Raw genomic sequence first — 23,951 nt, forward strand, 5'->3', positions numbered from 1 at the left:
TACCGCTGCCTTGTGAAGGCACCCTTCAGGCGCGCATGCGGGCGCCGTCTGCATCGAACAGCGGTTCGACTTGAAGCCTTGCCGGCAGAAGCTCGCCGAGCAATTCAATCGCCCAGCCCTGTGCCTCGTCGGCGATCTCCTTCGGCACATAGCCGATTGCAACGGAAAGGCCAGAAGCGTGCGCGTATCCGCCCGAGGTCACCCAGCCGCAAACCGCGCCCTTGTGATAAATGGGCTCGTCGCCGATGACGTCGGCACCCTTTGCGCTCAGAATGAACGTGCACAGCCGCAAGGTTCCGCCTTCCGCCTTCTCCTTGGCGGCAGCCGCCTTGCCGATAAAATCGGCCTCCTTGGACAGAGCCACGAATCGATTGAGGCCGGCCTCGAACGGCCCGTAGAGCGGTCTGTATTCGCGCGCCCAACTGCCGTAGGATTTGTCGAGACGCAGTGCATTGAGCGCTCTCAACCCAAAGAGCCGGATGTCGAACTCGGCGCCCTCCTGCATCAGTAGGTCGAAAATGTAGCGCTGGTACTCCGGCTTCATCCAGATCTCATAGCCGAGATCGCCCGTATAGGAGACGCGGCCGACGATGGCAGGCGCCATGCCGATATCCATGCGGCGGATCGACATGAAGGGGAAGGCGGCAGTGGAAAGATCCTGATGGGTCAGCTTCTGCAGCAGTTTACGAGCATTCGGGCCGGCGATCGAAAGGCCGAGAAGCGAAAGACCGAGTGCATTAAGTTCGACCGAACCGTCCTTGGGCAGGAGGCTTTCGAACCAGCGCATGTGATAGGCTTCGGCAATGCCGGAGCCGATGAGAAGGAAATCTTCCTCGCCGAGCTTGGCAAGCGTGAAATCGCCGATCAGCTTACCATCATGTTTCAACATCGGCGCCAGTGTCATTCGGCCCACGGCCGGAATGCGGCAGGTCAGCAGCGTGTCGAGGAAAGCTTCCGCTCCCGGCCCCTTGACCGAATATTTGGCAAAACCCGACGTTTCCATCAGGCCGACGCTCTCGCGCACCGCCTTCGCTTCTGCGCCGACGACGTCGAAATCGTTGGAACGCCGCCACGAGAATTGATCCACTTCGCCCTGCGGAGCAAACCACAGCGCCTGCTCAAGGCCATAATAAGCGCCGAAGACGCCCCCGACTTGCTTCAGCTTGTCGTAGATCGGAGTCGTCAGCAGCGGGCGTGCAGCCGGCAGTTCCTCGTTCGGATAGCGGATCGAGAAGCGGCGGGTATAGTTCTCGCGCACCTTGGCATTGGTATAGGCGAGCGTCGCGTAGTCGCCATAGCGGGAAACGTCCATGGCGAAGACGTCGAAGCCCGGATCGCCGTAGATCATCCAATTGGCAAGCGCGAGCCCCACGCCGCCGCCCTGGCTGAAGCCGGCCATGACGGCACAGGCCGACCAATAGTTGCGCAAGCCCCGCACCGGGCCAACCAGCGGATTGCCGTCGGGCGAGAAGGTAAACGGACCGTTGATGATCTTCTTGATGCCGGCATCGTTGAATGCCGGGAAATGGCGGAAGCCGACTTCCAGTTCCGGCGTGATGCGCTCAATATCCTCGGCCAGCAGTTCGTGACCGAAATCCCAAGGTGTCGTTAGCGGCGACCATGGACGGCAGGCCTTTTCATAAGTGCCCATCAGCATGCCCTGCCGCTCCTGGCGCAGATAGATCTCGCCGTCGAAATCCACGCAGTGCATCAGCTCCTTGCCTGTCGACTTATTGAAGTCGATGACCTCGGGCATGTCCTCAGTGATCAGATACATGTGCTCCATGGCGAGCACCGGCAGCTCCAGCCCCACCATACGGCCGACTTCGCGCGCCCAGAGACCGGCGGCGTTGACCACATGCTCGGCGATGATCTCGCCCTGATTGGTGATGACGCGCCACGAGCCGTCTTCGCGCTGCACCAGCTCTTCCACCTTGCTATGCAGGTAGATTTCAGCACCGTTCTTCTTGGCCGAACGAGCATAGGCATGCGTCGTGCCATAGGGATCGAGATGGCCTTCGACGGGATCGTAGAGAGCGCCGACGAACTGATCGGGATCGAGAAGCGGCATCATCTCGTGCGCTTCCTTCGGCGTCAGCAGCGTCGCTTCCAGGCCGTTGTAGCGCCCCTTGGCGAGAATGGATTTCAACCAGTCGAAGCGCTGCGGAGTCGCGGCCAGCATCAGGCCGGAAGTCAGGTGCAGGCCGATGTCCTGGCCCGAATATTCCTCGATCTCCTTATAGAGCTCGACCGTATATTTCTGCAGCTTGGCGACGTTCGGATCGCCATTGATCGTGTGCATGCCGCCGGCGGCATGCCAGGTCGATCCGGATGTCAGCTCGGAACGCTCGAGTAGCACCACATCCGTCCAGCCGAATTTCGTCAGGTGATAGAGCACCGAACATCCGACGACACCGCCACCGATGACGACGACCTTGGCATGGCTTTTCATTGGGGATCCCCTGTTTTCGGCACGAAGCCGCCGGGTGTCTTCCCGTGCGACCGACCTTGTTTGAGAGGAAACCTAGAGACTATCCGATAGGCCAAATAGCCCGAACTGCGAAACCGATATGTCTGTTTGCGCCATCGCAATTGTTCGGATCGCGCCATCCACGATTGGCAGTGCAAGCCGGCTGGCAGGCCATCCGACATCGGGCGATAGAAGGATTTTCAGTCTGCGAAACCGGCCGTGAGCGCGAACTCCCGTCCCATCTCCATGATCTCCTCGAAGACACTGCCGGCATAGGAGCGCGGCACGATGATTTCGAAGCGATCCGGACCGATGCGGGCAACGTTGGCGCTGACATGGCAGCACAGCATGTTGGCAGACTGCCCCTCGGCAAAAACCTGCGGATGCAGGTCAACGGCCACGCATTTGGCGAGGATGCGGCGGACGCTGGGGCCGGAAATGCGCAGCAGTACGCGGCCGTCGCTCTGCTCGAAGAATGAAGCCCGGGCGGGATCGAGGGTGAAAAGATCCCGCGCAACACTGTCGGCGCCGAGCGTGTCGGACACAACGAACCATTCCCTCGGCCCGAGATCGCGAACCGATACATCCTTCAGCGCCGTCAGGCTCGCTAGAACGCCGTCTTGGTCCCCGGCCCTTGCGAGCACGGAGAAGATCGCCGGACGACGCACGACGGCAAGGTGATTCGGATTTGCGGCAGCTTCGAAGCCGGAAATATGATCTTCCAGCACATGCCTGTTCTGAAACGCGACGCTCATCAATCCATCACCCCAAAAGCTTCTTGTTGTCGGGATCGACAAAGACCGGACTGCAGACCTCTACCGCCACTTCTTCACCGCGCAATCCGTCCCAGACGACCACGCGCTCGCCGATGCGTTCCCGACCCGACTTCAGGAAAGCGAGTGCGATGGAATGACCGAGCGTCGGCGAGAAGCACGCCGAGGAGACATGCCCCTGATCGTTCACGGTCGAAGGTCTCGCGCCCTCCCTCAAAATATGTGCGCCGGCCTGAATTTCCTTAGCCGTATCGATCGGCTTCAGGCCGACAAGCTGGCCGCGGTCGGCGGCGGTCAGACCGAAGCGGGTCGACAGACGCTTGCCGATGAAATCCGGCTTCTGCGTCGACATCATGCGGCCAAGCCCGACATCGTCAGGCGTCGTGCGTCCATCGAGCTCGTTATGGGTGACGTGGCCCTTCTCGATACGCAGCACGTTCAGAGCTTCGACGCCATAAGGGCAGATGCCATACGCCTTGCCTGCCTCCATGATGGCATCGGTGACCGCCTCGCCATAACCGGCCGGGACGGCAAGTTCGTAGGCCAGCTCGCCAGAGAAGGAGATGCGGAACAGACGTGCCCTGAGGCCACCCTTCAGCATGACCTCGGCAGCGGCAAGGAACGGAAAGAACGCGTCGGAAATATCGTCTTCCACGATCTGCTCCAGCACCAGCCGCGCCTTGGGGCCGGCAATCGCCATCTGCGCCCATTGATCGGACGAGGACACGAAGCGAACGTCCAGTTGCGGCCAAAGCGTCTGGGCTGCGAATTCCATATGCGTCATCACCTCGCCGGCCATCGCCGTCGTGGTCGTCATGAAGAAATGGTCAGGCGTCAGCCGGCTCGTCGTGCCGTCGTCGAAGACCATGCCGTCTTCGCGCAGCATCAAGCCGTAGCGCGCCTTGCCGATCGGCAGTTTCAGGAAGGCGTTGGAATAGAGGCGATTGAGAAACTCCGCCGCATCCTTGCCGAAAATCTCGATCTTGCCGAGCGTCGACACGTCGCACAGCCCGACATTATTGCGGACGGTCAGAACCTCGCGGTCGACGCTGTCGCGCCAGCCCTTTTCGCCCGGCCGGGCAAACCAGGACGAACGGTACCAAAGACCGGCCTCGACGAAGGTCGCACCGTTCTTCTTCGCCCATCCATGCAGCGGCGATTCCCGAACCGGCTGCGCATGCTTGTCACGCGCGGTTCCCGCCAGTGCACCAAAGGATACCGGCGTATAGAACGGTCTGAATGTCGTCGTGCCGACTGCCGCCGGGCTGACGCCGCGCATACCGGCGATAATGCCCGCGGCGTTGACATTGCCGAGCTTGCCCTGGTCCGTGGCCATGCCGCTCGTCGTGTAGCGCTTGGCATGTTCCACATGGCCGAAGCCTTCGCGCAAAGCGAGACCAAGATCCTTGGCATGAACGTCGTTCTGGAAGTCGACGAATGCCTTGTCCTTCGCGCCCGGCACATGCCAGATCGCCGCGAAAGACGGATCATATTCGCCCTCCACTTCGGGCAGTTCGACCTCATGAGCCTTGCGGCCGAAACCTTCAACGATTTTTCGCGCTTTTTCCGCCCCGTCGGCAAAACAACCGGAAACGCTCTCGATGCCCGCAGCCGAGCCGGCAATCTCCAACTCGCCAGAAACGATGGGCGCCATGAAAGCCTGATTCTCGTCCGACCAGACCGGCTTGGCGCCTCGCTGGCAGGCAAGATGGATGATCGGCGACCAGCCGCCCGACATGGCCAGCGCGTCGCAAGCGATCAACTCATCCAGGCCGCCGCGGTCTGCAATGACACCGCTGATGCGATATTTGCCTTTGGTCGCGTGGACGCTTGCCGCATGAACCACGCGCACGCCCTGAGGAGCCGCATCGGCCGATGCAGCGCGCGTATCGAGGATTGCCGAAATCTCGACGCCTGCCGCGGCGAGATCGGCCGCAGTCCGATAGCCGGAGCCACCATTGGTAAAGACCGCTATCTTCTGTCCGGCAACCACGCCATAGCGGTTGAGATAGCTGCGCATGGCGCCCGCCATCATCACGCCCGGGCGATCATTTCCGCCGAATACCAGCGGCCGCTCTTCGGCGCCGGAGGCGAGGATGGCGCGCTTGGCGGCGATGCGCCACAGACGCTCGGCCGGCAAGTCGACCGATGGCATCGCCACATGTTTCTGCACCTTCTCGACAGCACCGAAGACATTGTCGTCATACCAGCCGAACACGGTGGTACGCGGCATCAAGGTGACGTTCTCTAAACCCTGTAGTTCCTCAAGGGTCGCCTGTACGAAAACGTCGGCAGAAGCACCGCCAATCGTCAGCTTTTCCGACAATAGCGAGCCGCCAAGTCGAAAACCTTCGTCGGCCAATACGACACGCAGGCCTGCGCGGGCAGCGGTCAGAGCCGCCATGAGCCCCGCCGGACCGGAGCCGATCACAAGCAGATCGCAATGAGCCCAGGCCTTTTCATAACGATCCGGATCCGCCTGCATGACCGCCTTACCGAGGCCGGCAGCGCGACGGATGATCGGCTCATAGACCTTCTCCCAGAAAGCAGCCGGCCACATGAAAGTCTTGTAGTAGAAGCCGGCCCCTAGGAAGGGCGAGAGCAAACTGTTGACCGAGCCAAAATCATACTTCAGCGACGGCCAGCGGTTCTGACTCACCGCACTCATGCCCTGATAAAGCTCGGCGACAGTGGCGCGCGTATTCGGCTCTGTACGCCCGTCCTTGCCGATGGTGACGAGCGCGTTCGGCTCGGCCGAGCCTGCCGTGAGAATACCGCGCGGCCGATGGTATTTGAAGCTGCGCCCGACCAGCAGCTGATTGTTGGCAAGCAGGGCGGCAGCGAGTGTGTCGCCCTCCAGACCCTTCATATCCTTGCCGTCGAATTGGAAGGAAAGCGGCCGGCTGCGATTGACGAGGCCGCCGGTCGACAGACGATAGGAGGTCATCGTGCCGCCTCCTTCGCCTTGCCCTCGGCATCGGTAACGGAAAAGACTTCATGGGTGACATTGCTGCGCTCGACGACGAGCCAGCGGCGACATCCGGCGCTATGATGCCAATATTCCTCAATCCGGCCGCGCTCGTTGTCGCGGATGAAGACATAACGATTCCAGTCCTCATCCGGCGCCGTCGGCGCGGGACGGACGACGGAGGCGCCGCGAATGGAGAATTCTTCCTTGGGTCGCACGCCGCAATGCGGGCAGTTGATCAAGCTTGCCATTGGTATTGTGCCCTCAATGCAGGTTCGGCTGCGGACCCTTGCCGCCTTCGTCGATCGCAAAGCCGCGCTCGAAGCGGTCAAGACGCAGAAGGCGGCTGACATCGTGGCTTTCGCCCTTGGCAATCAGATGCGCGAAGCAGAAGCCCGAGGCCGGCGTCGCTTTGAAGCCGCCATAGTTCCAGCCGCAGTTCAGATAAAGATTTTCGATGGGCGTGCGATCGATGATCGGCGAACCGTCCATGCTCATATCCATGACGCCGCCCCAGGTACGCAGCACGCGCACGCGCGACAGGCCGGGAATGAGCGCCACCCCCTCCTCCATCGTATGCTCGACGGTGGCGAGGTTTCCACGCTGAGCGTAGGAGCTGTAATAGTCGATATCGGCGCCGAAGACCAAGCCGCCCTTGTCGGATTGCGAGATATAGAAGTGGCCGGCACCGTAGGTGATGACATTGTCGATGACAGGCTTCAGCCCTTCGGAAACGAAGGCCTGCAGCACATGCGTTTCGATCGGCAATTCCAGATCGGCCATATTGCCGAGGATCGATGTATGGCCGGCAGCCGCAAGCGCCAGCTTGTTGCAGCCGATGAAGCCGCGATTGGTCTCGACGCCGGTGACGATGCCGTTTTCGCGGCGGATGCCGATCACTTCGCACTGCTGGATGAGATCGACGCCGCGGCTGTCGGCGCCGCGTGCATAACCCCAGGCGACCGCATCGTGCCGCGCCGTACCGCCGCGCCGCTGCAGGAGGCCTCCGAGGATCGGGAAGCGCGCATGGTCGAAGTTGAGGTAAGGCATCATCCGGCGGACCTGCTCGCGGTTGAGCAGTTCCGCATCGACGCCGTGCATGCGCATGGCATTGCCGCGCCGGGCATAGGCATCGCGCTGGCCATCGGAATGGAACAGGTTGACGATACCGCGCTGGGACACCATCGCATTGTAATTGAAATCCTGCTCCAGCCCTTCCCAGAGCTTCATCGAAAACTCGTAGAAGGGTTCGTTGCCGGGCAGCAGATAGTTGGAGCGGATGATCGTCGTGTTGCGGCCGACATTGCCGGAGCCGATGTAGCTCTTTTCCAGCACGGCGACATTGGTAATGCCGAATTCCTTGGCGAGGTAATAGGCCGTTGCCAGCCCATGCCCGCCGCCGCCGACGATGATCACGTCATAATGTGGTTTCGGCTCCGGCGTCCGCCACACCGGCTGCCAATGGCGATTGCCTGAAAACGCCTGTTTTAGAAGCTGATAAGCCGAATAACGCATGCATTCATCCCGATACTACCGGCGGCACATTCGCATATGCAATAAAAACGACAAGACCCGAAAGTACGAAAAAGCTTCGCAAACAGAACATGTTCTTTTCCGAATGCGCAGTGATGGACGGTGTCTGCTCTGAGAGAAATGCACTGCCAACCCGCGAAAAAGCCTGCATGTGAAACCCGCCACATGGAGCGCTGTTGCTAAGCCCTCGCGCAAGCGCTAAAGCAAACGAGCCGGCGCATCGGAAATCTAAACTTCGCAATCGCAACTTCCTATATATAATGTCCGGAGAATCCAGGCGCGGATCGCGCGCGGAAGACGAAGAAGCAACATGCTTGCAACATTTGAAAAGGCAGCGCTCGAAGCAGGAAAGGCCATTCTGGAGGTCTATCGTGCCGGCTATGCTGTTGCCTTGAAGCAGGACATGAGCCCCGTCACTCTGGCCGACGAACGCGCCGAAAACATCATCCTCAGGCACCTCGAACACGATTTTCCCCATATCCCCGCCATTGCCGAGGAGCAGGTTGCCGCCGGCAAGATTCCGGACGTACGCGGCCGCGCCTTCTTTCTGGTAGACCCGCTCGACGGCACCAGGGAATTCATCGAACATCGTGACGAGTTCACCGTCAACATCGCCTATGTCGAGGATGGCATCCCCATCATCGGCATCGTCTACGCGCCGGCGCTCGGTGTCGCTTTTACCGGCGAGCCCGGCCGTGCCCGCAAACTGATCGTCGACGAGCAATTTTCCATTGCCGACCGCCTGACCATCGCCGTGCGCGAACCTCCGGCCAAGCTGACCGCGCTCGCCAGCCGCTGCAACAGCAACGCCAAGACCGAAGGCTTCCTCACGGACAATGCGGTTTCCGGCTGCACATCGATCGGTTCGTCGCTGAAATTCTGCCTCCTCGCCGAGGGCAAGGCCGATGTCTATCCGCGCTTCGGCCGGACCATGGAATGGGATACGGCAGCCGGCGATGCCGTGCTGCGGGCGGCGGGCGGCAAGACGGTCACGATCGAAGGCCGCCTTTTGACCTACGGTAAGACTGACCAGAGCGAGGATGCCGATTTCGCCAATCCGCACTTCATCTGCTGGGGCGGACAGAAGCACAGCGTCTCGGCGTAAGTTTATTTTTGCAAGTAAAAACAGTTCTGGGGCCTGCTTCCGAGCCGGAGAACAGTAGAGCGCCTGCCGAGATTTCGGCCTAAAAGCGTAAGTTTTCACTGACAAAAAATCATAGAATAAATACAATTTCCCCTGAAATAACAGGGACTTTTGCCCGTTTTTCTCAGGCGAAACATACGCAAATCAGCACTTCGCCACATTGATTAAAATTATTAGCAAAGTCTTACCATGTGCTTAGGCAATTTTTAAATGTGGCAAGCTAGAGTGCCACACGTGGTCTTGAGTGTGTGTAGAGAGTCCAATGACCGAAATGATACGTCCCCGAGTGAAGTATGTCATCGGCCCCGATGGCAGCCCGCTGACGATAGCAGACCTTCCGCCGCCGAATACGCGCCGCTGGGTCATTCGTCGTAAGGCAGAGGTTGTCGCCGCTGTGCGTGGTGGTCTGCTGAGCTTGGAAGAAGCCTGCGAACGTTATACGTTGACCGTCGAAGAGTTCCTCTCCTGGCAGTCGTCCATCAATACCCATGGCCTCGCTGGCCTCCGGACGACCCGCATACAGCAGTATCGCCACTGACAGCAGCGACAGCACCACCTTTATTTTACTTTGTATTCGGGCCTCTTTTCTGAGAAAGAGGCCCGAATTATTTGTTGAAGTGCCGCCCCTAGCGTCCAGCCGCCTAGCGCTAAGGGCTCACCGGATCCGTATTTCCGACATCGACTTAAACGAAGACGATCCGTTAACAATCTCGAAGGTTGGCAGATGTCGGAGCACATGCAATCCTTATTGCATAAGACGCAACAAGGGAGAAAATCATGGATATCCGCAACGAAAACAACGCATCCGGCGGCCGTTATGTCGCAACCGTCGAAGGCCATGAGGCGGAGATGACGTTTTCCCGCACATCTGCGAAGCTGATCATTATCGACCATACCGGCGTACCGGATGCTCTGCGTGGCAAGGGCGTCGGCCAGGCGCTCGCGCTTCACGCCGTTGAGGAAGCGCGGAGCGGCGGCTGGAAGATCATCCCGCTCTGCCCCTTCTTCAAGGCTCAGGCACAACGCCATGAAGATTGGCGCGACGTCGTCAATCTCTGAGCCACGGGCAATAATCCGTCCAATCGGCCGTATTACTCCTCAAAATGCAAAAGCTGCGCATGGCCGGCCCCGTCACGGCCAGTCATGCGCAGCTTTCAGTACCGCCGCTATACCTTTCACATTCCGAAGATGGACCCTGCACCCCAACACCTTGATGCCTGATCCGAAGGAGCGACGGAATTGCTATCTCAGGCGCGTGCCCGCGCCGGACCCGAACCATCACGCTCTTCGAGCGCTGCGGCCTTGGCATATTCGGCCTGCATTTCCTCGAGCGAATTTTCCAGCGCCTCTTCCTGAACCTGCAGTTCCCGGATCGATACCTGCAGATTGTCCGCACGCTGGCGGGCAGCCTTGGCAAAGGTCGGGTAGGCAAAATGGCTCGGATCGGAAATGCCGGACTTCTTCTCCTCGACGACGATCTGGCTTTCCAGCTCCTTCGTCATACGGTCAAATTCCGCCATCATCATCTGCAGCTGCTGCAGCTGACGGCGTTTTTCGTTCACCTGAAACTCTTTCAGGCGAACAAGGCTCTCACGTGACTTCATACGCATTACTCCCGTGATGCGAGACCCCGGCTCTCGATATTCCCGTCCGCCGAACCGCTTTGAGACGGCTTGGTTAAAAAAATTTCCAGCGATCTTAATAAAAGCCTACCGCTGGTAACCTTTCGTTTACGGGCATCGTTAATGATAGGCGTAATGATTTAAGGCTCGGTAAATGGTGTGGTCGGAATTCGACATGTCGGCATTGGTGAGTCAGATGAATCACTTGGCGTTAGTTGTTAATGCGATACTTTAGGAGTCGATTTTACTGATTGTCGTTGGAAAACAGTGCAATGGAAAAATTATTTAATAAATTCGATACGACTTGCCAGAGTGAATCAGAATTTGTTAACCATTACATGGCAGCTTCCAAATCAAGCAGTGATTTGATCGGTATCGCGTTAAGGGGCTGACGACCTTTCGGCGGCGGTAAAGGGGACAATTATGCGGGTTCTACTCATTGAAGACGATAGCGCGACAGCGCAGAGCATCGAGCTGATGCTCAAATCCGAAAGTTTCAACGTCTATACCACCGATCTCGGTGAGGAAGGCGTGGATCTCGGAAAGCTCTACGACTACGACATCATTCTTCTTGATCTCAATCTTCCCGATATGTCTGGCTACGAAGTGCTGCGCACGCTGCGCCTCTCGAAGGTCAAGACGCCGATCCTCATCCTCTCCGGCATGGCCGGCATCGAGGACAAGGTTCGCGGCCTCGGCTTCGGCGCCGACGACTACATGACCAAGCCATTCCACAAGGATGAACTGGTCGCCCGTATTCACGCCATCGTCCGCCGCTCCAAGGGCCATGCCCAGTCGGTGATCATGACTGGCGAACTCATCGTCAACCTCGACGCCAAGACCGTCGAAGTCGGCGGCCAGCGCGTGCATCTGACCGGCAAGGAATACCAGATGCTGGAGCTGCTCTCGCTGCGCAAGGGCACGACGCTCACCAAGGAAATGTTCCTCAACCACCTTTATGGCGGTATGGACGAGCCGGAACTGAAGATCATCGACGTCTTCATCTGCAAGCTCCGCAAGAAGCTCGCAAACGCCGCCGGCGGCGCCAACTACATCGAAACCGTTTGGGGCCGCGGCTATGTGCTGCGCGAGCCCGACAGTAGCGATTTCGCCGAAAGCGCGTAAGCCGCCTCCCCGCCTTTACTGCCGACACACAGAAATCCCGCCTCTTCAGGCGGGATTTTTATTGGCTTCAATGGAGCGCAAAATAATAGCCGCCTCGAAGGGCGACTATCCTTGTTTCGATGTGTCTCGTTGAAATTAGGCGGCAGCGGCGCGATTGCCGAAGATGGCCGTGAGAATCTTGCGATCGAAGGGCTTCAGCAGAAAATCCGTCGCACCCGCGCGCTTCCCGGCCATCAGCTTGCGAAGATCGGCCTCGATTACGCAGTAATAGATCTTCACATCCTTGCCATCAGGCATGGCGCGGATGCTGGCGATGAGCTCAAGCGCCCCTTCCATGCCGGCATCGACGATCAGATAGTCAGGCATTTCGGCCTGGCAGCGCATCAGCGCTTCGCGCGCGTCTCCGGCTTCGCTCACGAGAAAATCCAGCTCGGACAAAATTCGTTTGCCGACCTTGCGTACGACATCCGACGTGTCCGTTATCATGAACCGTTGCATGTGTGAGCTCCCTGGCACCAGCCGCCATCATCGATGTCGGCTTCAAATTGAAACGATAGGAGCAGCAAGCTAAGGATTCGTTACCGTTACATTATCAATTGCACGAACAACCTCAAGATTGCACAGAATTTTCGATACACGAAATAATAAACCCGCAGCCGATGACCGACTGCGGGCGAAAACGTCGATGGATCGACGCGCTTATTGCGCGGGTTGAGCAGCCATGGTCGCAACGAAGGTCAGTTCCTCCGGCGTCGCATTGTAGGAAAGTTCCATGCCGCTCTCCTCGGCAAGAAGCACCGTGTAGTAGGGCTGGATCGAATGTGCGTCGACCGCCTCCTCCAGCGTGCCGGAGCAAATCTCGGCGAATTTCGGCGGCACGCGCATCAGCCGGCCCTTAACGGCGATCGTGAACTTGGCATCGAACTCGGGATTTTCGAGTGTCACCTCGATATTGCCGCCGCGCGGAATGGCGCCATAGGCAACCAGGAAGAGATTGAGCAGCAGCTTCACGCGGTTCTTGGCGATGATTGCACGCGGGCCGATCCAGGTGACCTCAGTCTTCTTCTCGGCCGCGGCGAAATCCTTGGCGGCCCGTTCCGCTTCGCCGGTGTCGATCGAGGCGCCGACCGAACCGGATGCACCGAAGGCAAGGCGGGCGAATTTGAGGCGGACGGATGCGTTGAGCGCACTGGTCCGGATCAGATCCATCGCATCGGCGTCGGCACCACCCTCGTCGAGCAGCTCCAGGCCATTGTTGATCGCCCCGACCGGCGAGATCACATCATGGCAGACGCGGCTGCAAAGCAGCGCGGCCAGATCCGGTCCGGTCAGAGCGAGATTGGGATTTTTCGACATTCATTGTCTCCTGAATGCTGACAGGGCAAAGCGAATAGGTCCACCTTGCCACGGTAAGGTTGCTCGAGGGTTTCGCAGCCAGTGTACCGCGCGCCATAATGACACCATATTTGGTAAACCGATTGTTAAGACCATCGACGCAAAATGCATTCATCACCATCAGACTTTTTCGCACGCGAATCGTCCGGCGATGGAGGGGTGGAAAGTCTGAGATAAGGGGTGCGCAGTGCTTGGCGCAATTTTTTCGAATGCGTCGTGCTTACCTTGCCCCGACTACCGACCATGATGAACGGAAGACTTCCATGCGCTATGAAATCCTGAAGAGAATGCCAAGCCCCGGCACCAGAACGCTCGGCCTCGGCCTGATTCTGGCTATTGTCGCATTCGTGAGTTTCGCGTTGCCGGTCCGTCAGGCTGCGGCCGCGCCCACCAATCAGTATTCGGCCCAGGAAATCGTCGATGCCGGCCACTCCTTCTTCGGCTCCACCAGCGGCGGCCTTGCAAAGGTGGTCGAGCGGGCCTTCCAGCAATATGGCCTGCCAAACGGCTACATCCTTGGCCAGGAAGGCTCAGGCGCGTTCCTGGCTGGCCTCACCTATGGCGAAGGCCAGTTGAACACGAAAAATGCCGGCGAGCATCCGCTCTACTGGCAGGGACCTTCGCTCGGCTTCGACTATGGCGGCCAGGGCACCCGCGTCATGATGCTGGTCTACGATCTGCCGAGCATCAACAGCGTTTATACGCGCTTCGGCGGCGTCAGCGGCCAGGCCTTCGTGGTTGCCGGCTTTGGCATGACGGTCCTCAAGAACAACAATATCGTGCTCGTTCCGATCCGCACCGGCCTTGGCGCACGCCTCGGCATCAACATGGGTTATCTGAAGGTCACGCCGAACCCGACCTGGAATCCTTTCTGAACCGATCTCTGATACGATCTCCCAAGCAGCGCACGCCTTGGCCCGCTTCAGTTGCGGGCCTTTTCTTTCCGTAAATTCGTCCCCGCGCCGATAAACCATATCCGCGTTAAATGCTTGCCCGCATGGCTAACCCATGATTAATCATTTTATCAAGATCGAACATAACTCCAGGATACTGGCTGCGTCGTGATTCAATTTGCTCTCTTGTTCGGATTGGGCTTTCTGACGGCCGCTTTACTGGTCTTTCTCATAGCGCCGGCAATCCATCGTCGCATCGTCTGGTTCACCGAGAAACGTCTGAAGGCGACCATGCCCTTGAGCCCGCAGGAAGTGCGTGCGCAAAAGGACATGGCACGCGCGCTTTTCGCGGCCGAAAACGCGCGGACAGAACATGCTCTGACGCAGGAACGCGATAAGACCGTTGCGCTGCAGATTCAGAACGGCAAGCTTCAGCAGGAAGCAAGCCGTCTTTCCGCCGCAAGCTCGGAACTACAGACCCGCATCGACGATCTGGAGGTGGAGGCAGGCGAACTGCGCTCGCGCCTGCGCCATGAAGAGAGCTATATCAGTCAGCTGAAATCGAGCATCCACGCCGCCGAACAGGCCAACGCGGAGAAAGAAGCGGATATCGACAGCTTGCGCAAACGGATGACGAAAATGGGTGCCGATGCCGATAATCTCAGGATCGATCTGGCAGCCCGCGAAACCGAAATCGAGAGCCTGAAGCTGCGCATCAACACATTGCGCGACGAGCGCGATACGTTGCGTCAGGATCTGAATGCGGCAAACCTGCGCGCAACGGATGCCGAACAATCGCTGCGTCAGGAAAGTGACAAGAACAAGCGTCTCGAAGAACGGCTCAACCGCGAGATCGCCGGCAATGCCGACAAGGAAACCGCGATCGAGCGCCACGCGCAGGACGTCGTCCGCCTAAGGGAGCGGCTGGAAGCAGCCATCAAGGAATCGAAGGAAGCCGGCAAGGCGCTGCGTTCCGCCGGCCTCACGCCGCCGAGGAAGACGGCAAAAACACCGAAACTCGCTGCCGCATCGATAGTCGAGAGCAAAGCAGATGAACAGCCTGCCATAACCGAGCCGCCGCAGGCAATGGAACCGGAACGAACAGTGGAAGATGAAATCGCTCTGATGACAGAAGAGGTTCGCAACCGAGCCGCCGCCTTGTCGGACCGCCTGCTGAAAGCCCGCACGCCGGCCCATGACGATGCCATGCGCGAGGAAATCGCCAAGATCGCCGCCAACATGGTCGCCCTGACGGCACTCAAGGAAGGAGATGGCTCGCCGATCTTCAATCTGCTGCCCAAGGATCGGGAGCCCGCCGAACCCGGCGCCCGCATCAGCCTCGCCGACCGCGTCGCCGCCATACTGCCGAAGCACCCCTGAGCTCTAAGGAGCAATCTGCTTAGATGCGCCCGTTCTTCGCGGCCATCTCGAAAAGGGCGATACCACTCGCCGTTGCGACATTGAGGCTATCCAATCCCGGCGCCTGCGGAATCCGCACGCTGCCGAAAGCGGAGAGAATGCTTTCGGGCAAGCCATCCCCTTCCGTGCCGACCACGAGCGCCATGCGCTCCGAAGCCGGGACATTGCGAATATCGACCGCACCTCGCGGCGACAGGCTCCAGATCGCAAATCCGCGCTCGGCAAGCCCCGCAAGCAGCTGAACGCTGCCTGATTGCCGCCGATAGGGCACGGTCAGGATCGAGCCGACCGAAACCCGCAAAGCCTTGCGATAGAGCGGATCGCAACAGCTTTCGTCCAGCAGCACGGCAGCGGCGCCGAAGGCTGCGGCATTGCGGAACATCGAGCCCATATTGTCATGATTGGAAATGCCGCAGCCGACGAGCACGAGCGATTGCTTTGGAAGGCGATCGAATAAACCGCTCGTCCCATCTTCCACTGTTCTACGCCCCAGCGCCAGAACACCGCGATGGAGATGGAAGCCGACAATACCGTCGAGCACCTCAGCTTCGGCGACATAGATCGGGACATCCGCTGGGAAGGTGTCGATGATATCGCTCAAGCCAGCTAAGCGGTTTTTGAGCAACAGCACTTTCTCAGCGAGGAAATCTCCGGCCGCCGCATGCGCGCCTGCAAGAAGCCGCAGCACGACAGTCCCTTCCGCTATGAAGCGGTTCTCTCGACCCGTCAGATCGCGTTCGCGGATATTGCGGAATTCGGCGATACGCGGATCGTCGGGATGCCTAATCTCGATCAGCCGCTCACTCGCCATCATGAAGCCGTCAGTTGGATAGCGATATGGTCGCCACGGTGCGGCCGATACCGTAATCGAAGACGATGGCCTGGCGCTGGCCGCTGGCAAGCGTGCCGTAGAACAGCACCTGATTGCCCGACAGCGCCGTGGACTGCACCGTAAAGCCCGCCGGCAATAGAGCCGTCACAGCAAGCGGGGCATCGGACGGGATGCCCGTCGCCGCCTGGCCCGCAGGCTTGGCCGCCGGTTTCATCGTCTTGTAGACAACGGCGCCGAAGACAGCCATAAGGCTCACCACCATGACGGCCGCAGAGACGATCTGCAGGCGGATCATCTTGCGTCGGACTTTCTCCAGGGCCGGATCGAGGGGCTTTTCCTCTTGATCGTCTGGCTCGAGATTCGTCATCGATGCGTCCTTACTTCCAGTAGAGCGCTTTGCGCGCCGGAGAATATGTTTGAGCGACCCCTTTAAAGAAGCCGTGGACAATAGAAAAGTCCTAACCGCCGATGAAAATGCTGAAGGACGGCTCGATTCCTGGCTGACGGCCGAGATCGGCGAGGAATTTTCCCGCAGCCGCGTGCAAGGACTCATCAAGGAGGGCGCCGTTACGCTCAAGGGCGCTGCGGTGACAGATGCCAAACGCAAGGTGCGCCCCGGCGACGTCTACGAGATCACGCTGCCCGAGCCGGAAGATCCGACGCCGCAAGGCGAAGATATCCCGCTCGACGTGCTCTACGAGGATGACGATGTCATCGTCATCTCCAAGCCGGCAGGGTTGGTTGTTCATCCCGGTGCAGGCAATTGGACCGGAACATTGGTCAACGCGCTGATCCATCATTGCGGCAACAGCCTTTCCGGCATCGGCGGCGTCCGCCGCCCGGGCATCGTTCATAGGCTGGACAAGGATACAACCGGTGTCATGGTCGTCGCCAAGAATGACGTGGCTCACCGACATCTCTCTTTACAATTTGCCGATCACGGCCGCACGACTTCGCTCGAGCGTGCCTATCAGGCAATCGTCTGGGGACGCCCTCGCCAGCTCGTCGGCACCATCGATGCACCTCTCGGCCGGTCAAGCAGCGACCGCACGCGCCGCGCCGTCAAGCGCCCGGATTCGCAGGATGCCGACGAGGCGATCACGCATTACGAGGTGCTGGAGCGCTTTCACGAGACACCGGACGCGACCGCGCTTGCCTCACTGATCGAATGCCATCTGGAAACCGGCCGAACGCACCAGATCCGCGTGCATATGGCGCATATCGGCCACCCGCTGCTCGGCGATGCCGTTTACGGCGGTGGCTTCAAGACCAAGGCCAATCTCCTGCCGGAAGCCGCAAAACAGGCCGTCCATCGCTTCACGCGCCAGGCGCTCCATGCCTACATGCTGCAATTCGAGCATCCCCGTACCGGCGAAGTCATGCATTTCGAGGCACCTTTGCCTGAGGATCTGGAAGAACTGGCGGCGGCGCTCAGAGGATAGGCGCCGAACATCACAATGACTGGACGCCCGCCCCCTTCCGCCCTATAATATCGCGTATGAAGGACCGATGTCCGAGCGCCTGTGCTGACCGAAAACGCGACTGCGTTTGGGAGGTCGACATGGTCATGCCGCATGGCGCTGGATTGTTCGGGAGGATAATCCCAAGGGCGATGTTTCGGCGAGACCTGCGGTCACGCCGAGATAACACTTGCGTGACCACATCCTTGAATCACCGTTTTGCCGTACTTATCTTTACATTGGTTAAGTGCGGGGTCCCAGGACCCGTACGCCTTGGTCCGCTTCGCAGAAGGCGCTCAAAATACGCCCCCAGAAGGAACCAAATCTCGAATAGGAGGGTGCAAGATCATGGCCCGTAATACCTTACCGTCCATCGCTGCCGGAGAAGCCGGCCTCAATCGTTATCTCGACGAGATCCGCAAGTTCCCGATGCTGGAGCCGCAGGAAGAGTATATGCTCGCCAAGCGCTACGCGGAACATGCCGACCGTCAGGCTGCACATAAGCTCGTCACCAGCCATCTGCGCCTCGTGGCGAAGATTGCTATGGGCTATCGCGGCTATGGCCTGCCGATTGGCGAAGTCGTGTCTGAAGGCAATGTCGGCCTGATGCAGGCCGTCAAGAAGTTCGACCCGGAACGCGGTTTCCGTTTAGCAACCTATGCCATGTGGTGGATCAAGGCCTCCATCCAGGAGTATATCCTGCGCTCGTGGTCGCTGGTGAAGATGGGCACGACGGCCAACCAGAAGCGCCTGTTCTTCAACCTGCGCCGCCTGAAGGGCCGCATCCAGGCCATCGATGACGGCGATTTGAAGCCGGAGCATGTCACCGAGATCGCCACGAAGCTGAACGTCTCGGAGGAAGAGGTCGTTTCGATGAACCGCCGCCTGTCCGGCGACGCTTCGCTGAACGCACCGATCAAGGCTTCAGAAGGTGATTCCGGCCAGTGGCAGGATTGGCTCGTCGATGATCACGACAGCCAGGAAGACGTGCTGATCGAACAGGACGAGCTCGATACCCGCCGCCGCATGCTGGCGCGCGCCATGGGCGTGCTGAACGACCGTGAACGCCGGATCTTCGAGGCACGCCGCCTCGCCGAGGAACCGGTAACGCTGGAGGACCTGTCGTCCGAGTTCGACATTAGCCGCGAACGCGTGCGCCAGATCGAGGTTCGCGCCTTCGAAAAGGTGCAGGAAGCCGTCCAGAAGGATGCGCTAGAACGTGCCAAGGCCCTGCGCGTTGTCGAAGCAACAGCGTAACGTTTCCTTCACAGAAGATTTTGACCGATAAAAGAAAGGCGGGCCAAAAGCCCGCCTTTTCCATATCCATAGATGTCCGCTGGCTTACTGGCCGCTCGAGGCGACGCCGCCAAGCGCCTGCCACTCCGAAATCGCCTTGTTGAAGGCATCCGTTCCGGTCGGGCCTTTTTCCATGGTCAACAGCGCGCGGCGACCGTTACGATAGACCACTGGAATATCGATCCAGTTGCGGCTCTTCAACAGATCGAGATTGGTCTTGCGCGCATCCGGGAAATCGTTGAGCGCCACCATATAGACATCGTCGGTAACCTTGGCCGGAACCGCGATCAACGCATCGCCGCGATCCTGCTCGGTCGCCTTCAGTGCAACGCGCTGAACGTTGTCGATCGCGCCGCCTTCGAAATTCGGCGGCACCTGGAAGGCAAGCTCGATCAGATGGCTCGCCGGCAGCGAGGAATCCGAGTTCCGCGAAACTGTGATCGTCGCGGTCAAGCCGCGATCCGGAACGGTAATGAGACCCTGCACCGAAGGCTCCGGTCGGCCATCGGCCCCCTTGCCTTCCTGCAGCGACCAGCTGACCGTGCCCTGGAAGGCCGTGGGCGACGTCTGGCCGAGGCGCTCCTCATAGAGGAAAACCTTCTGTCCGTCGGTTGCCGGAGCCGTCTGCTGAGTCACGGGCGGCGGCTGGTTGGCGGCCGCCTGTTGCTGCTGGTTGGCGGCAGGTGCCTGCTGATCCGTAGAGGCAGATGGCGTATTCGACGTGGCGATTGCGGGCGCCTGGGTCTGTGGAGCAGCCGCGCCGGCATTGTTGGCGGCCGGCGGCGTTGCCGTGGCGGCAGGTGCCGCAGAGGCAACATTCTGTTCAGCGACGGACTTGCCTTCAACGAGGCCGGGCTGCCCGGTTGGAGCGGGACCTTTATCCTCTTCGGTACCATTCGCCAGGAGACGCTGCGTGAACTTCGTATTGACCGTATTCGGATCGCTGGCCAATGCTGCGGCACCCGGCTGCTGAGCGGCCGTATTGGTCTGCTGGGGCGCGGTCGTCGGCTGGGCGGGGGCTGCAGCATTGCCGTTGTTCGGCGTATTACTGCTGGCCGTATCCGACGTCGAGGGTACCGTCGCGTTCTTCGGTGCGGAACTGACGAGCTTCGTCGCCATATTGTTGAGTGCGTCGCGGTTCAGCCAAGCTGCGTAGCCACCGCCTCCAACGACGGCAAGACCGACGAGCGTGACGATGATACCGGTAACATTGATCCGGCGACGCTTCGGTTCCATGCGGAAGCTGCGGCCCTGCAGCTTCGCCGCCATCGCCTGATCGAGATCGGGCGGAACGGCGGAGCCATCGCCACGGTCGTCTTCAGCGCGTTTGTCGAAGCCGGCAAGCTCCTTGAGTTCGCGCCAGCCGTCATTGTTTGCATCGGCTTCGGACGCCGCTTTCCTGGACGGATGCACATCCGCAAAGAGATCAACATCATCGAAGGCATTTTCGGGCATTTGCCGAGCTGGCTGCTGCGCGGGCTTGGAAACCGCCGATGCCGGCTGCATTTCCTCGAAAACATCCGCGTCCCAGGTAAAGCCCGTGTTGACGGCGGGTGCCTTGGAATTGACCGGCCCTTCGACCGGTTGGCCAAAGGGCGCTTCCGTAAAAGCTGCGGCCGGCATGACCGGGTCGGTATGACGGGCCGTCTCCGGTTCGGGCGCGGTGTGGGAGGCAGGCGCATCCACTTCCGCCCAGATCTGCTCGACCTGGCTTATGACATCGTCAACCTGCCTTGGCGGCACATGCTGCGCGGTTGCTGCAGCGACTGCCGGCGCTTCTTCCACATGGTGCAGCTCCGCATGCTGTTGCGGCTCTTCCCAATGTCTCTGCGGCTCCTCATGGTAAACCGGCTCAGGGGCCGGCTCCTCGCGAGCCTCGGCATGATGTTCAGCGCCGACATGCTCGGCAGCCGGAGCAAAAGGCTCGCCTGACGGCTGCGGCTCGCTCCATTCCTCGATGGACTCGTGTTCCTGCGCATGCCGCTCTTCGACGTGCGCGGCCGGCGCCTCATAAGCCGGCTCTTCCTCGATCGGAGCAACAGCGTCCGGCTCCTCATGGGCATGAACCTCGGCCGGTGCCGGCGCAGGCTCTTCCTCATGCGGCTCGGCATGGGCTTCCCCAGGCTCATGATGGTCGTGAGCGGGCTCGGAAGCGACCTCTTCATGCGGCGCGGGCGCTTCCGCAACCGGCGGCTCCTCGCTACCCGGCAAAGCCTCGGCATGTTCGGCCTCGACCTCGACGATGGCTGCCTCAAGCTTGTCGAGCTGGCGACGCAGCATTTCCTCGGGCGGGCGCGGCTTCATGCTCTCGAGCTGCCGTTGCACGGCACCACGAGCTCGATCGTAAACCTTGACCCGCATTTCGGGAGTATTGTCCGTCAGGCCGTCAACGGCCCGTCGAATAACTGCTACAAAATCCGCCATCAGTACTTTCTCATGATGCCCGGTGTGCAGCCGGGCCGGGATTCGTCATAGATGCGCAACTCTAGCCCTCAAAGGGGTCGGTCACAAGTATGGTGTCCTCGCGCTCCGGACTGGTCGAAAGCAGCGCCACAGGCGCGCCGATCAGCTCTTCCACCTGACGCACATATTTGATCGCCTGCGCCGGCAGATCGGCCCACTTGCGGGCGCCGACAGTCGATTCCTTCCAGCCCTCGAGCGTGATGTAGACCGGCTCGACGCGGGCCTGCGCTGCCTGGCTTGCCGGCAGATAATCGATTTCCTTGCCGTCCAGCTTGTAACCGACGCAGATCTTCAGCTCGTCCAGACCGTCGAGCACGTCGAGTTTGGTAAGCGCAATGCCGGTAATACCGGAAGTCTTGACGGTCTGGCGCACCAGTACGGCATCGAACCAACCGCAGCGGCGCGGACGGCCGGTATTGACGCCCACTTCGCGGCCGACGGTCGACAGATGGTTGCCGATCTCGTCATGCAATTCGCAAGGGAAAGGCCCCTCGCCGACGCGGGTCGTATAGGCTTTGGTGATACCAAGCACATAGCCGAGCGCCGTCGGGCCGAGGCCCGAGCCGGCAGCGGCCTGACCGGCGACCGTGTTGGACGAGGTCACGAACGGATAGGTGCCGTGATCATTGTCCAGGAGAGCGCCCTGCGCTCCTTCGAAAAGGATGCGGGCACCAGCCTTGCGCTGCTCGTCGAGCAAGCGCCAGACCTGATCGATATAGGGAAGAATATGCTCCGTTACGGAGCTCAGTTCCTCGTGCAGGGCGTCAAAGGAGATTTCGTCGACGCCCATGCCGCGGCGCAGCGCATTGTGATGCGTCAGCAGCCGGTCGATCTTGGCAGGCAGCGTTTCCGGTTCGGCAAGGTCGATGACGCGAATGGCGCGGCGGCCGACCTTGTCCTCATAGGCCGGGCCAATGCCGCGGCGCGTCGTGCCGATCTTCGTACCGCTATTGGAAGCAGCGTCTTCGCGCATGGCATCGAGATCGCGGTGTAGCGACAGGATCAGCGGCGCGTTCTCGGCGATACGCAGCACGTCGGGGGTAACGGCAACGCCCTGGGCGCGCAGCTTTTCGACCTCCGCGACGAAATGATGGGGATCGACGACCACGCCGTTGCCGATGACGCTGAGCTTGCCGCGCACGAGCCCGGAGGGCAGCAACGCAAGCTTGTAGCTGACACCATCGACAACAAGCGTATGACCGGCATTATGACCGCCCTGAAAGCGTACAATCACATCGGCGCGTTCCGAAAGCCAGTCGACAATCTTGCCCTTGCCTTCGTCACCCCATTGCGAGCCGATCACTACAACATTCGTCATTTATCCAATCCCGCTTCCTGCGCGCGGCGGCGCGCCTTGCTCAAACCCGCGCATCTATAAAGCTTTGTTTTTGGGAAAGCGACCCTGTTGTCTCAGGAGATTCGGCTTTTTGCATGACGAATCAGCGCCTCCAACAGGATTTTTCCCCTGTCGCAGTTCCGATGGCCTTTCAACGGCCCTCTCCGAAGGCGATCCCTGCTCATCAAAACTCGGCTTGACCGCTAGGGCAACGCCATCGTTAAGGCCTCGCACGGCGCTGGATCAAGAGCAGCTAACCAAGCTCAAGCGTGGTGACGCCGAAGACGCGATCGAGCGGGATTTCCGGTGCTTTGCCGCGATACATGCGCGCCGTCTCAAATACCGGAGACAGACCGCAATCTTCCGCAAGCCTGATCGCCTGCACATTATCGACCGGCACATCAAGAGAGACCGACTGCCCATTGGTCTTGGTAAGCAGTTTGCTCATCAATGCAAGCGCGACCTCCGGCTTGTTGGCAAACAGCGGACCGATCTTGTAACCCTCGAAACAGCGGCGGATCGTGCCGTAACCGCGAACCCTGCTACCACCACCGACGATGAATGATGCCCGCCTTTGGGGAGCGCCGCACCAGGCCCGGATGAAGGAGTGACGCAAGCCGGGGAAAATTTCAGCATCATAGTGCACCAGCGCCTCGAGCTTGCCGTCCGCGACAGGCATCACCTGCCTTGCCTGCGCTTCATCCACCTCAGGTACTTTGGGGATACCGCCATAGCGCAGCGTCCGATAAGCCATCTCGAAACCGTGCCGCCGGTAATTTTCCTGTTGTGCGACGACCCCATCCAGCCCGACGACGCGATTGCCGGCAAGCGTCATGCCCTTGTTCCAGAGCTGCTTGCCATATCCCCGCCCGCGAAACTCGGGATGAAGCATATAAAGACCGAGGAAAGCGAAAGCCTCGCCATAGCGGACGACGGATATGCAACCGACGGGAACCTCGCCGATGGCGCCGATCAGAAAGCCGGCCGGGTCCGCCTCCCAGAAGGCCTGTGCATCGTCAATGCCGGGATTCCAGCCTTCTTGCCGAGCCCATTCCAGAGCAAGCTCCAGCTCGCCAGCCCGCATTGTCCGCACGGCAAAAGTCGATTTCATGCAAAAGTCCCGAACCGCCCATATATCGCCGCCGCCCTGCCGCACGACCGCACCCAATTCATCATGTGGCAACATGCTGCCAATCACAAGCAATAGGCTATCATAGATTTA

At 59.8% G+C, this 23,951-nt stretch carries 21 protein-coding genes; 8 read left to right on the top strand and 13 right to left on the bottom strand.

Translation table 11 applies throughout. The features are described 5' to 3' along the window. Positions 1-25: 25 nt before the first annotated feature. The 5 genes from FHX05_RS05795 to FHX05_RS05815 form a co-directional block, all read right to left on the bottom strand. Positions 26-2,452 (bottom strand): FAD-dependent oxidoreductase, encoded by a 2,427-nt coding sequence (locus FHX05_RS05795; protein ID WP_183870927.1) that lies wholly within the window; start codon positions 2,450-2,452, stop codon positions 26-28. Between the two features lie 218 nt (positions 2,453-2,670). Next, positions 2,671-3,225, bottom strand: coding sequence for a sarcosine oxidase subunit gamma family protein (locus tag FHX05_RS05800; RefSeq protein ID WP_183870928.1), 555 nt, complete (start codon positions 3,223-3,225; stop codon positions 2,671-2,673). Between the two features lie 7 nt (positions 3,226-3,232). Then, positions 3,233-6,190 (bottom strand): sarcosine oxidase subunit alpha family protein, encoded by a 2,958-nt coding sequence (locus FHX05_RS05805; RefSeq protein WP_183870929.1) that lies wholly within the window; start codon positions 6,188-6,190, stop codon positions 3,233-3,235. Next, complete coding sequence (locus tag FHX05_RS05810; RefSeq protein WP_183870930.1) at positions 6,187-6,462, bottom strand: sarcosine oxidase subunit delta; 276 nt, start codon at positions 6,460-6,462, stop codon at positions 6,187-6,189. The genes FHX05_RS05805 and FHX05_RS05810 overlap by 4 nt, the downstream gene beginning before the upstream one ends. 13 nt (positions 6,463-6,475) lie before the next feature. Then, a complete protein-coding gene (locus FHX05_RS05815) occupies positions 6,476-7,726 on the bottom strand; it encodes a sarcosine oxidase subunit beta family protein (RefSeq protein ID WP_015340853.1) in 1,251 nt (416 codons plus the stop codon). Between the two features lie 328 nt (positions 7,727-8,054). Here FHX05_RS05815 and cysQ point away from each other — a divergent pair, with 328 nt between their 5' ends. The 3 genes from cysQ to FHX05_RS05830 all read left to right on the top strand — a co-directional run bounded on the left by cysQ (position 8,055) and on the right by FHX05_RS05830 (position 9,947). Further along, entirely contained in the window at positions 8,055-8,849 is a 795-nt protein-coding gene (gene cysQ, locus FHX05_RS05820) for a 3'(2'),5'-bisphosphate nucleotidase CysQ (RefSeq protein ID WP_183870931.1), read from the top strand. A 301-nt stretch (positions 8,850-9,150) separates the two neighbouring features. Then, positions 9,151-9,426, top strand: a complete 276-nt coding sequence (locus FHX05_RS05825; protein WP_004107124.1) for a DUF1153 domain-containing protein — start codon at positions 9,151-9,153, stop codon at positions 9,424-9,426. A gap of 239 nt (positions 9,427-9,665) precedes the next feature. Continuing rightward, positions 9,666-9,947, top strand: a complete 282-nt coding sequence (locus FHX05_RS05830; protein ID WP_112334929.1) for a GNAT family N-acetyltransferase — start codon at positions 9,666-9,668, stop codon at positions 9,945-9,947. Positions 9,948-10,135: 188 nt separating this feature from the next. On the opposite strand, the gene FHX05_RS05835 is transcribed toward FHX05_RS05830, so the two are convergent. Further along, positions 10,136-10,492 carry a flagellar export protein FliJ gene (locus FHX05_RS05835; protein ID WP_075851407.1) on the bottom strand — a complete coding sequence of 119 codons (357 nt, stop codon included), beginning with the start codon at positions 10,490-10,492 and terminating at the stop codon, positions 10,136-10,138. Between the two features lie 441 nt (positions 10,493-10,933). Between FHX05_RS05835 and ctrA the strand changes: the two genes are divergently transcribed. Continuing rightward, complete coding sequence (ctrA, locus tag FHX05_RS05840; protein ID WP_069611718.1) at positions 10,934-11,635, top strand: cell cycle two-component system response regulator CtrA; 702 nt, start codon at positions 10,934-10,936, stop codon at positions 11,633-11,635. A gap of 135 nt (positions 11,636-11,770) precedes the next feature. Here ctrA and FHX05_RS05845 read toward each other — a convergent pair whose 3' ends face one another. Both FHX05_RS05845 and FHX05_RS05850 read right to left on the bottom strand, forming a co-directional pair. Beyond that, entirely contained in the window at positions 11,771-12,133 is a 363-nt protein-coding gene (locus FHX05_RS05845) for a response regulator (protein ID WP_112334930.1), read from the bottom strand. A 201-nt stretch (positions 12,134-12,334) separates the two neighbouring features. Then, positions 12,335-12,991: a histidine phosphotransferase family protein gene (locus tag FHX05_RS05850; RefSeq protein WP_183709253.1), complete on the bottom strand. Its 657-nt coding sequence runs from the start codon at positions 12,989-12,991 to the stop codon at positions 12,335-12,337. Between the two features lie 302 nt (positions 12,992-13,293). Between FHX05_RS05850 and FHX05_RS05855 the strand changes: the two genes are divergently transcribed. Next, positions 13,294-13,905, top strand: a complete 612-nt coding sequence (locus FHX05_RS05855) for an EipA family protein (RefSeq protein WP_112334931.1) — start codon at positions 13,294-13,296, stop codon at positions 13,903-13,905. Between the two features lie 186 nt (positions 13,906-14,091). Beyond that, positions 14,092-15,303 carry a hypothetical protein gene (locus tag FHX05_RS05860; protein ID WP_112334932.1) on the top strand — a complete coding sequence of 404 codons (1,212 nt, stop codon included), beginning with the start codon at positions 14,092-14,094 and terminating at the stop codon, positions 15,301-15,303. A 19-nt stretch (positions 15,304-15,322) separates the two neighbouring features. Here FHX05_RS05860 and FHX05_RS05865 read toward each other — a convergent pair whose 3' ends face one another. Together FHX05_RS05865 and FHX05_RS05870 are read right to left on the bottom strand one after the other, a co-directional pair. After that, the gene (locus FHX05_RS05865; protein WP_183871194.1) at positions 15,323-16,153 is read right to left on the bottom strand and encodes an RNA methyltransferase; all 831 of its coding nucleotides are present in this window, start codon (positions 16,151-16,153) and stop codon (positions 15,323-15,325) included. 10 nt (positions 16,154-16,163) lie between these two features. Beyond that, complete coding sequence (locus FHX05_RS05870; RefSeq protein WP_183709247.1) at positions 16,164-16,541, bottom strand: hypothetical protein; 378 nt, start codon at positions 16,539-16,541, stop codon at positions 16,164-16,166. Between the two features lie 49 nt (positions 16,542-16,590). Here FHX05_RS05870 and FHX05_RS05875 point away from each other — a divergent pair, with 49 nt between their 5' ends. Continuing rightward, positions 16,591-17,616, top strand: coding sequence for an RluA family pseudouridine synthase (locus FHX05_RS05875; protein ID WP_183870932.1), 1,026 nt, complete (start codon positions 16,591-16,593; stop codon positions 17,614-17,616). A 366-nt stretch (positions 17,617-17,982) separates the two neighbouring features. Further along, on the top strand, positions 17,983-18,891 hold the full coding sequence (rpoH, locus tag FHX05_RS05880) for an RNA polymerase sigma factor RpoH (protein ID WP_015340865.1): 909 nt from the start codon (positions 17,983-17,985) through the stop codon (positions 18,889-18,891). Between the two features lie 84 nt (positions 18,892-18,975). On the opposite strand, the gene FHX05_RS05885 is transcribed toward rpoH, so the two are convergent. The 3 genes from FHX05_RS05885 to FHX05_RS05895 all read right to left on the bottom strand — a co-directional run bounded on the left by FHX05_RS05885 (position 18,976) and on the right by FHX05_RS05895 (position 23,840). Beyond that, positions 18,976-21,354: a hypothetical protein gene (locus tag FHX05_RS05885; protein ID WP_183870933.1), complete on the bottom strand. Its 2,379-nt coding sequence runs from the start codon at positions 21,352-21,354 to the stop codon at positions 18,976-18,978. A 61-nt stretch (positions 21,355-21,415) separates the two neighbouring features. Next, on the bottom strand, positions 21,416-22,711 hold the full coding sequence (locus FHX05_RS05890) for an adenylosuccinate synthase (RefSeq protein WP_112604440.1): 1,296 nt from the start codon (positions 22,709-22,711) through the stop codon (positions 21,416-21,418). A 271-nt stretch (positions 22,712-22,982) separates the two neighbouring features. Further along, on the bottom strand, positions 22,983-23,840 hold the full coding sequence (locus FHX05_RS05895; protein ID WP_183870934.1) for a GNAT family N-acetyltransferase: 858 nt from the start codon (positions 23,838-23,840) through the stop codon (positions 22,983-22,985). Between the last annotated feature and the right edge of the window lie 111 nt (positions 23,841-23,951).

It is taken from the genome of Rhizobium sp. BK491 (genome assembly GCF_014194925.1).
Lineage (GTDB): Bacteria > Pseudomonadota > Alphaproteobacteria > Rhizobiales > Rhizobiaceae > Rhizobium.

Excerpts from the sequence above, each read along its gene's own strand:
- FHX05_RS05835 (WP_075851407.1), bottom strand. The coding sequence starts at position 10,492 with ATGAAGTCACGTGAGAGCCTTGTTCGCCTGAAAGAGTTTCAGGTGAAC.
- FHX05_RS05810 (WP_183870930.1), bottom strand. The coding sequence starts at position 6,462 with ATGGCAAGCTTGATCAACTGCCCGCATTGCGGCGTGCGACCCAAGGAA.
- FHX05_RS05845 (WP_112334930.1), bottom strand. The coding sequence starts at position 12,133 with ATGCAACGGTTCATGATAACGGACACGTCGGATGTCGTACGCAAGGTC.
- rpoH (WP_015340865.1), top strand. The coding sequence starts at position 17,983 with ATGGCCCGTAATACCTTACCGTCCATCGCTGCCGGAGAAGCCGGCCTC.
- FHX05_RS05895 (WP_183870934.1), bottom strand. The coding sequence starts at position 23,840 with ATGAAATCGACTTTTGCCGTGCGGACAATGCGGGCTGGCGAGCTGGAG.
- FHX05_RS05795 (WP_183870927.1), bottom strand. The coding sequence starts at position 2,452 with ATGAAAAGCCATGCCAAGGTCGTCGTCATCGGTGGCGGTGTCGTCGGA.
- FHX05_RS05825 (WP_004107124.1), top strand. The coding sequence starts at position 9,151 with ATGACCGAAATGATACGTCCCCGAGTGAAGTATGTCATCGGCCCCGAT.
- FHX05_RS05855 (WP_112334931.1), top strand. The coding sequence starts at position 13,294 with ATGCGCTATGAAATCCTGAAGAGAATGCCAAGCCCCGGCACCAGAACG.
- FHX05_RS05890 (WP_112604440.1), bottom strand. The coding sequence starts at position 22,711 with ATGACGAATGTTGTAGTGATCGGCTCGCAATGGGGTGACGAAGGCAAG.
- ctrA (WP_069611718.1), top strand. The coding sequence starts at position 10,934 with ATGCGGGTTCTACTCATTGAAGACGATAGCGCGACAGCGCAGAGCATC.
- FHX05_RS05800 (WP_183870928.1), bottom strand. The coding sequence starts at position 3,225 with ATGAGCGTCGCGTTTCAGAACAGGCATGTGCTGGAAGATCATATTTCC.
- FHX05_RS05815 (WP_015340853.1), bottom strand. The coding sequence starts at position 7,726 with ATGCGTTATTCGGCTTATCAGCTTCTAAAACAGGCGTTTTCAGGCAAT.
- FHX05_RS05885 (WP_183870933.1), bottom strand. The coding sequence starts at position 21,354 with ATGGCGGATTTTGTAGCAGTTATTCGACGGGCCGTTGACGGCCTGACG.
- cysQ (WP_183870931.1), top strand. The coding sequence starts at position 8,055 with ATGCTTGCAACATTTGAAAAGGCAGCGCTCGAAGCAGGAAAGGCCATT.
- FHX05_RS05830 (WP_112334929.1), top strand. The coding sequence starts at position 9,666 with ATGGATATCCGCAACGAAAACAACGCATCCGGCGGCCGTTATGTCGCA.
- FHX05_RS05865 (WP_183871194.1), bottom strand. The coding sequence starts at position 16,153 with ATGGCGAGTGAGCGGCTGATCGAGATTAGGCATCCCGACGATCCGCGT.
- FHX05_RS05850 (WP_183709253.1), bottom strand. The coding sequence starts at position 12,991 with ATGTCGAAAAATCCCAATCTCGCTCTGACCGGACCGGATCTGGCCGCG.
- FHX05_RS05805 (WP_183870929.1), bottom strand. The coding sequence starts at position 6,190 with ATGACCTCCTATCGTCTGTCGACCGGCGGCCTCGTCAATCGCAGCCGG.
- FHX05_RS05870 (WP_183709247.1), bottom strand. The coding sequence starts at position 16,541 with ATGACGAATCTCGAGCCAGACGATCAAGAGGAAAAGCCCCTCGATCCG.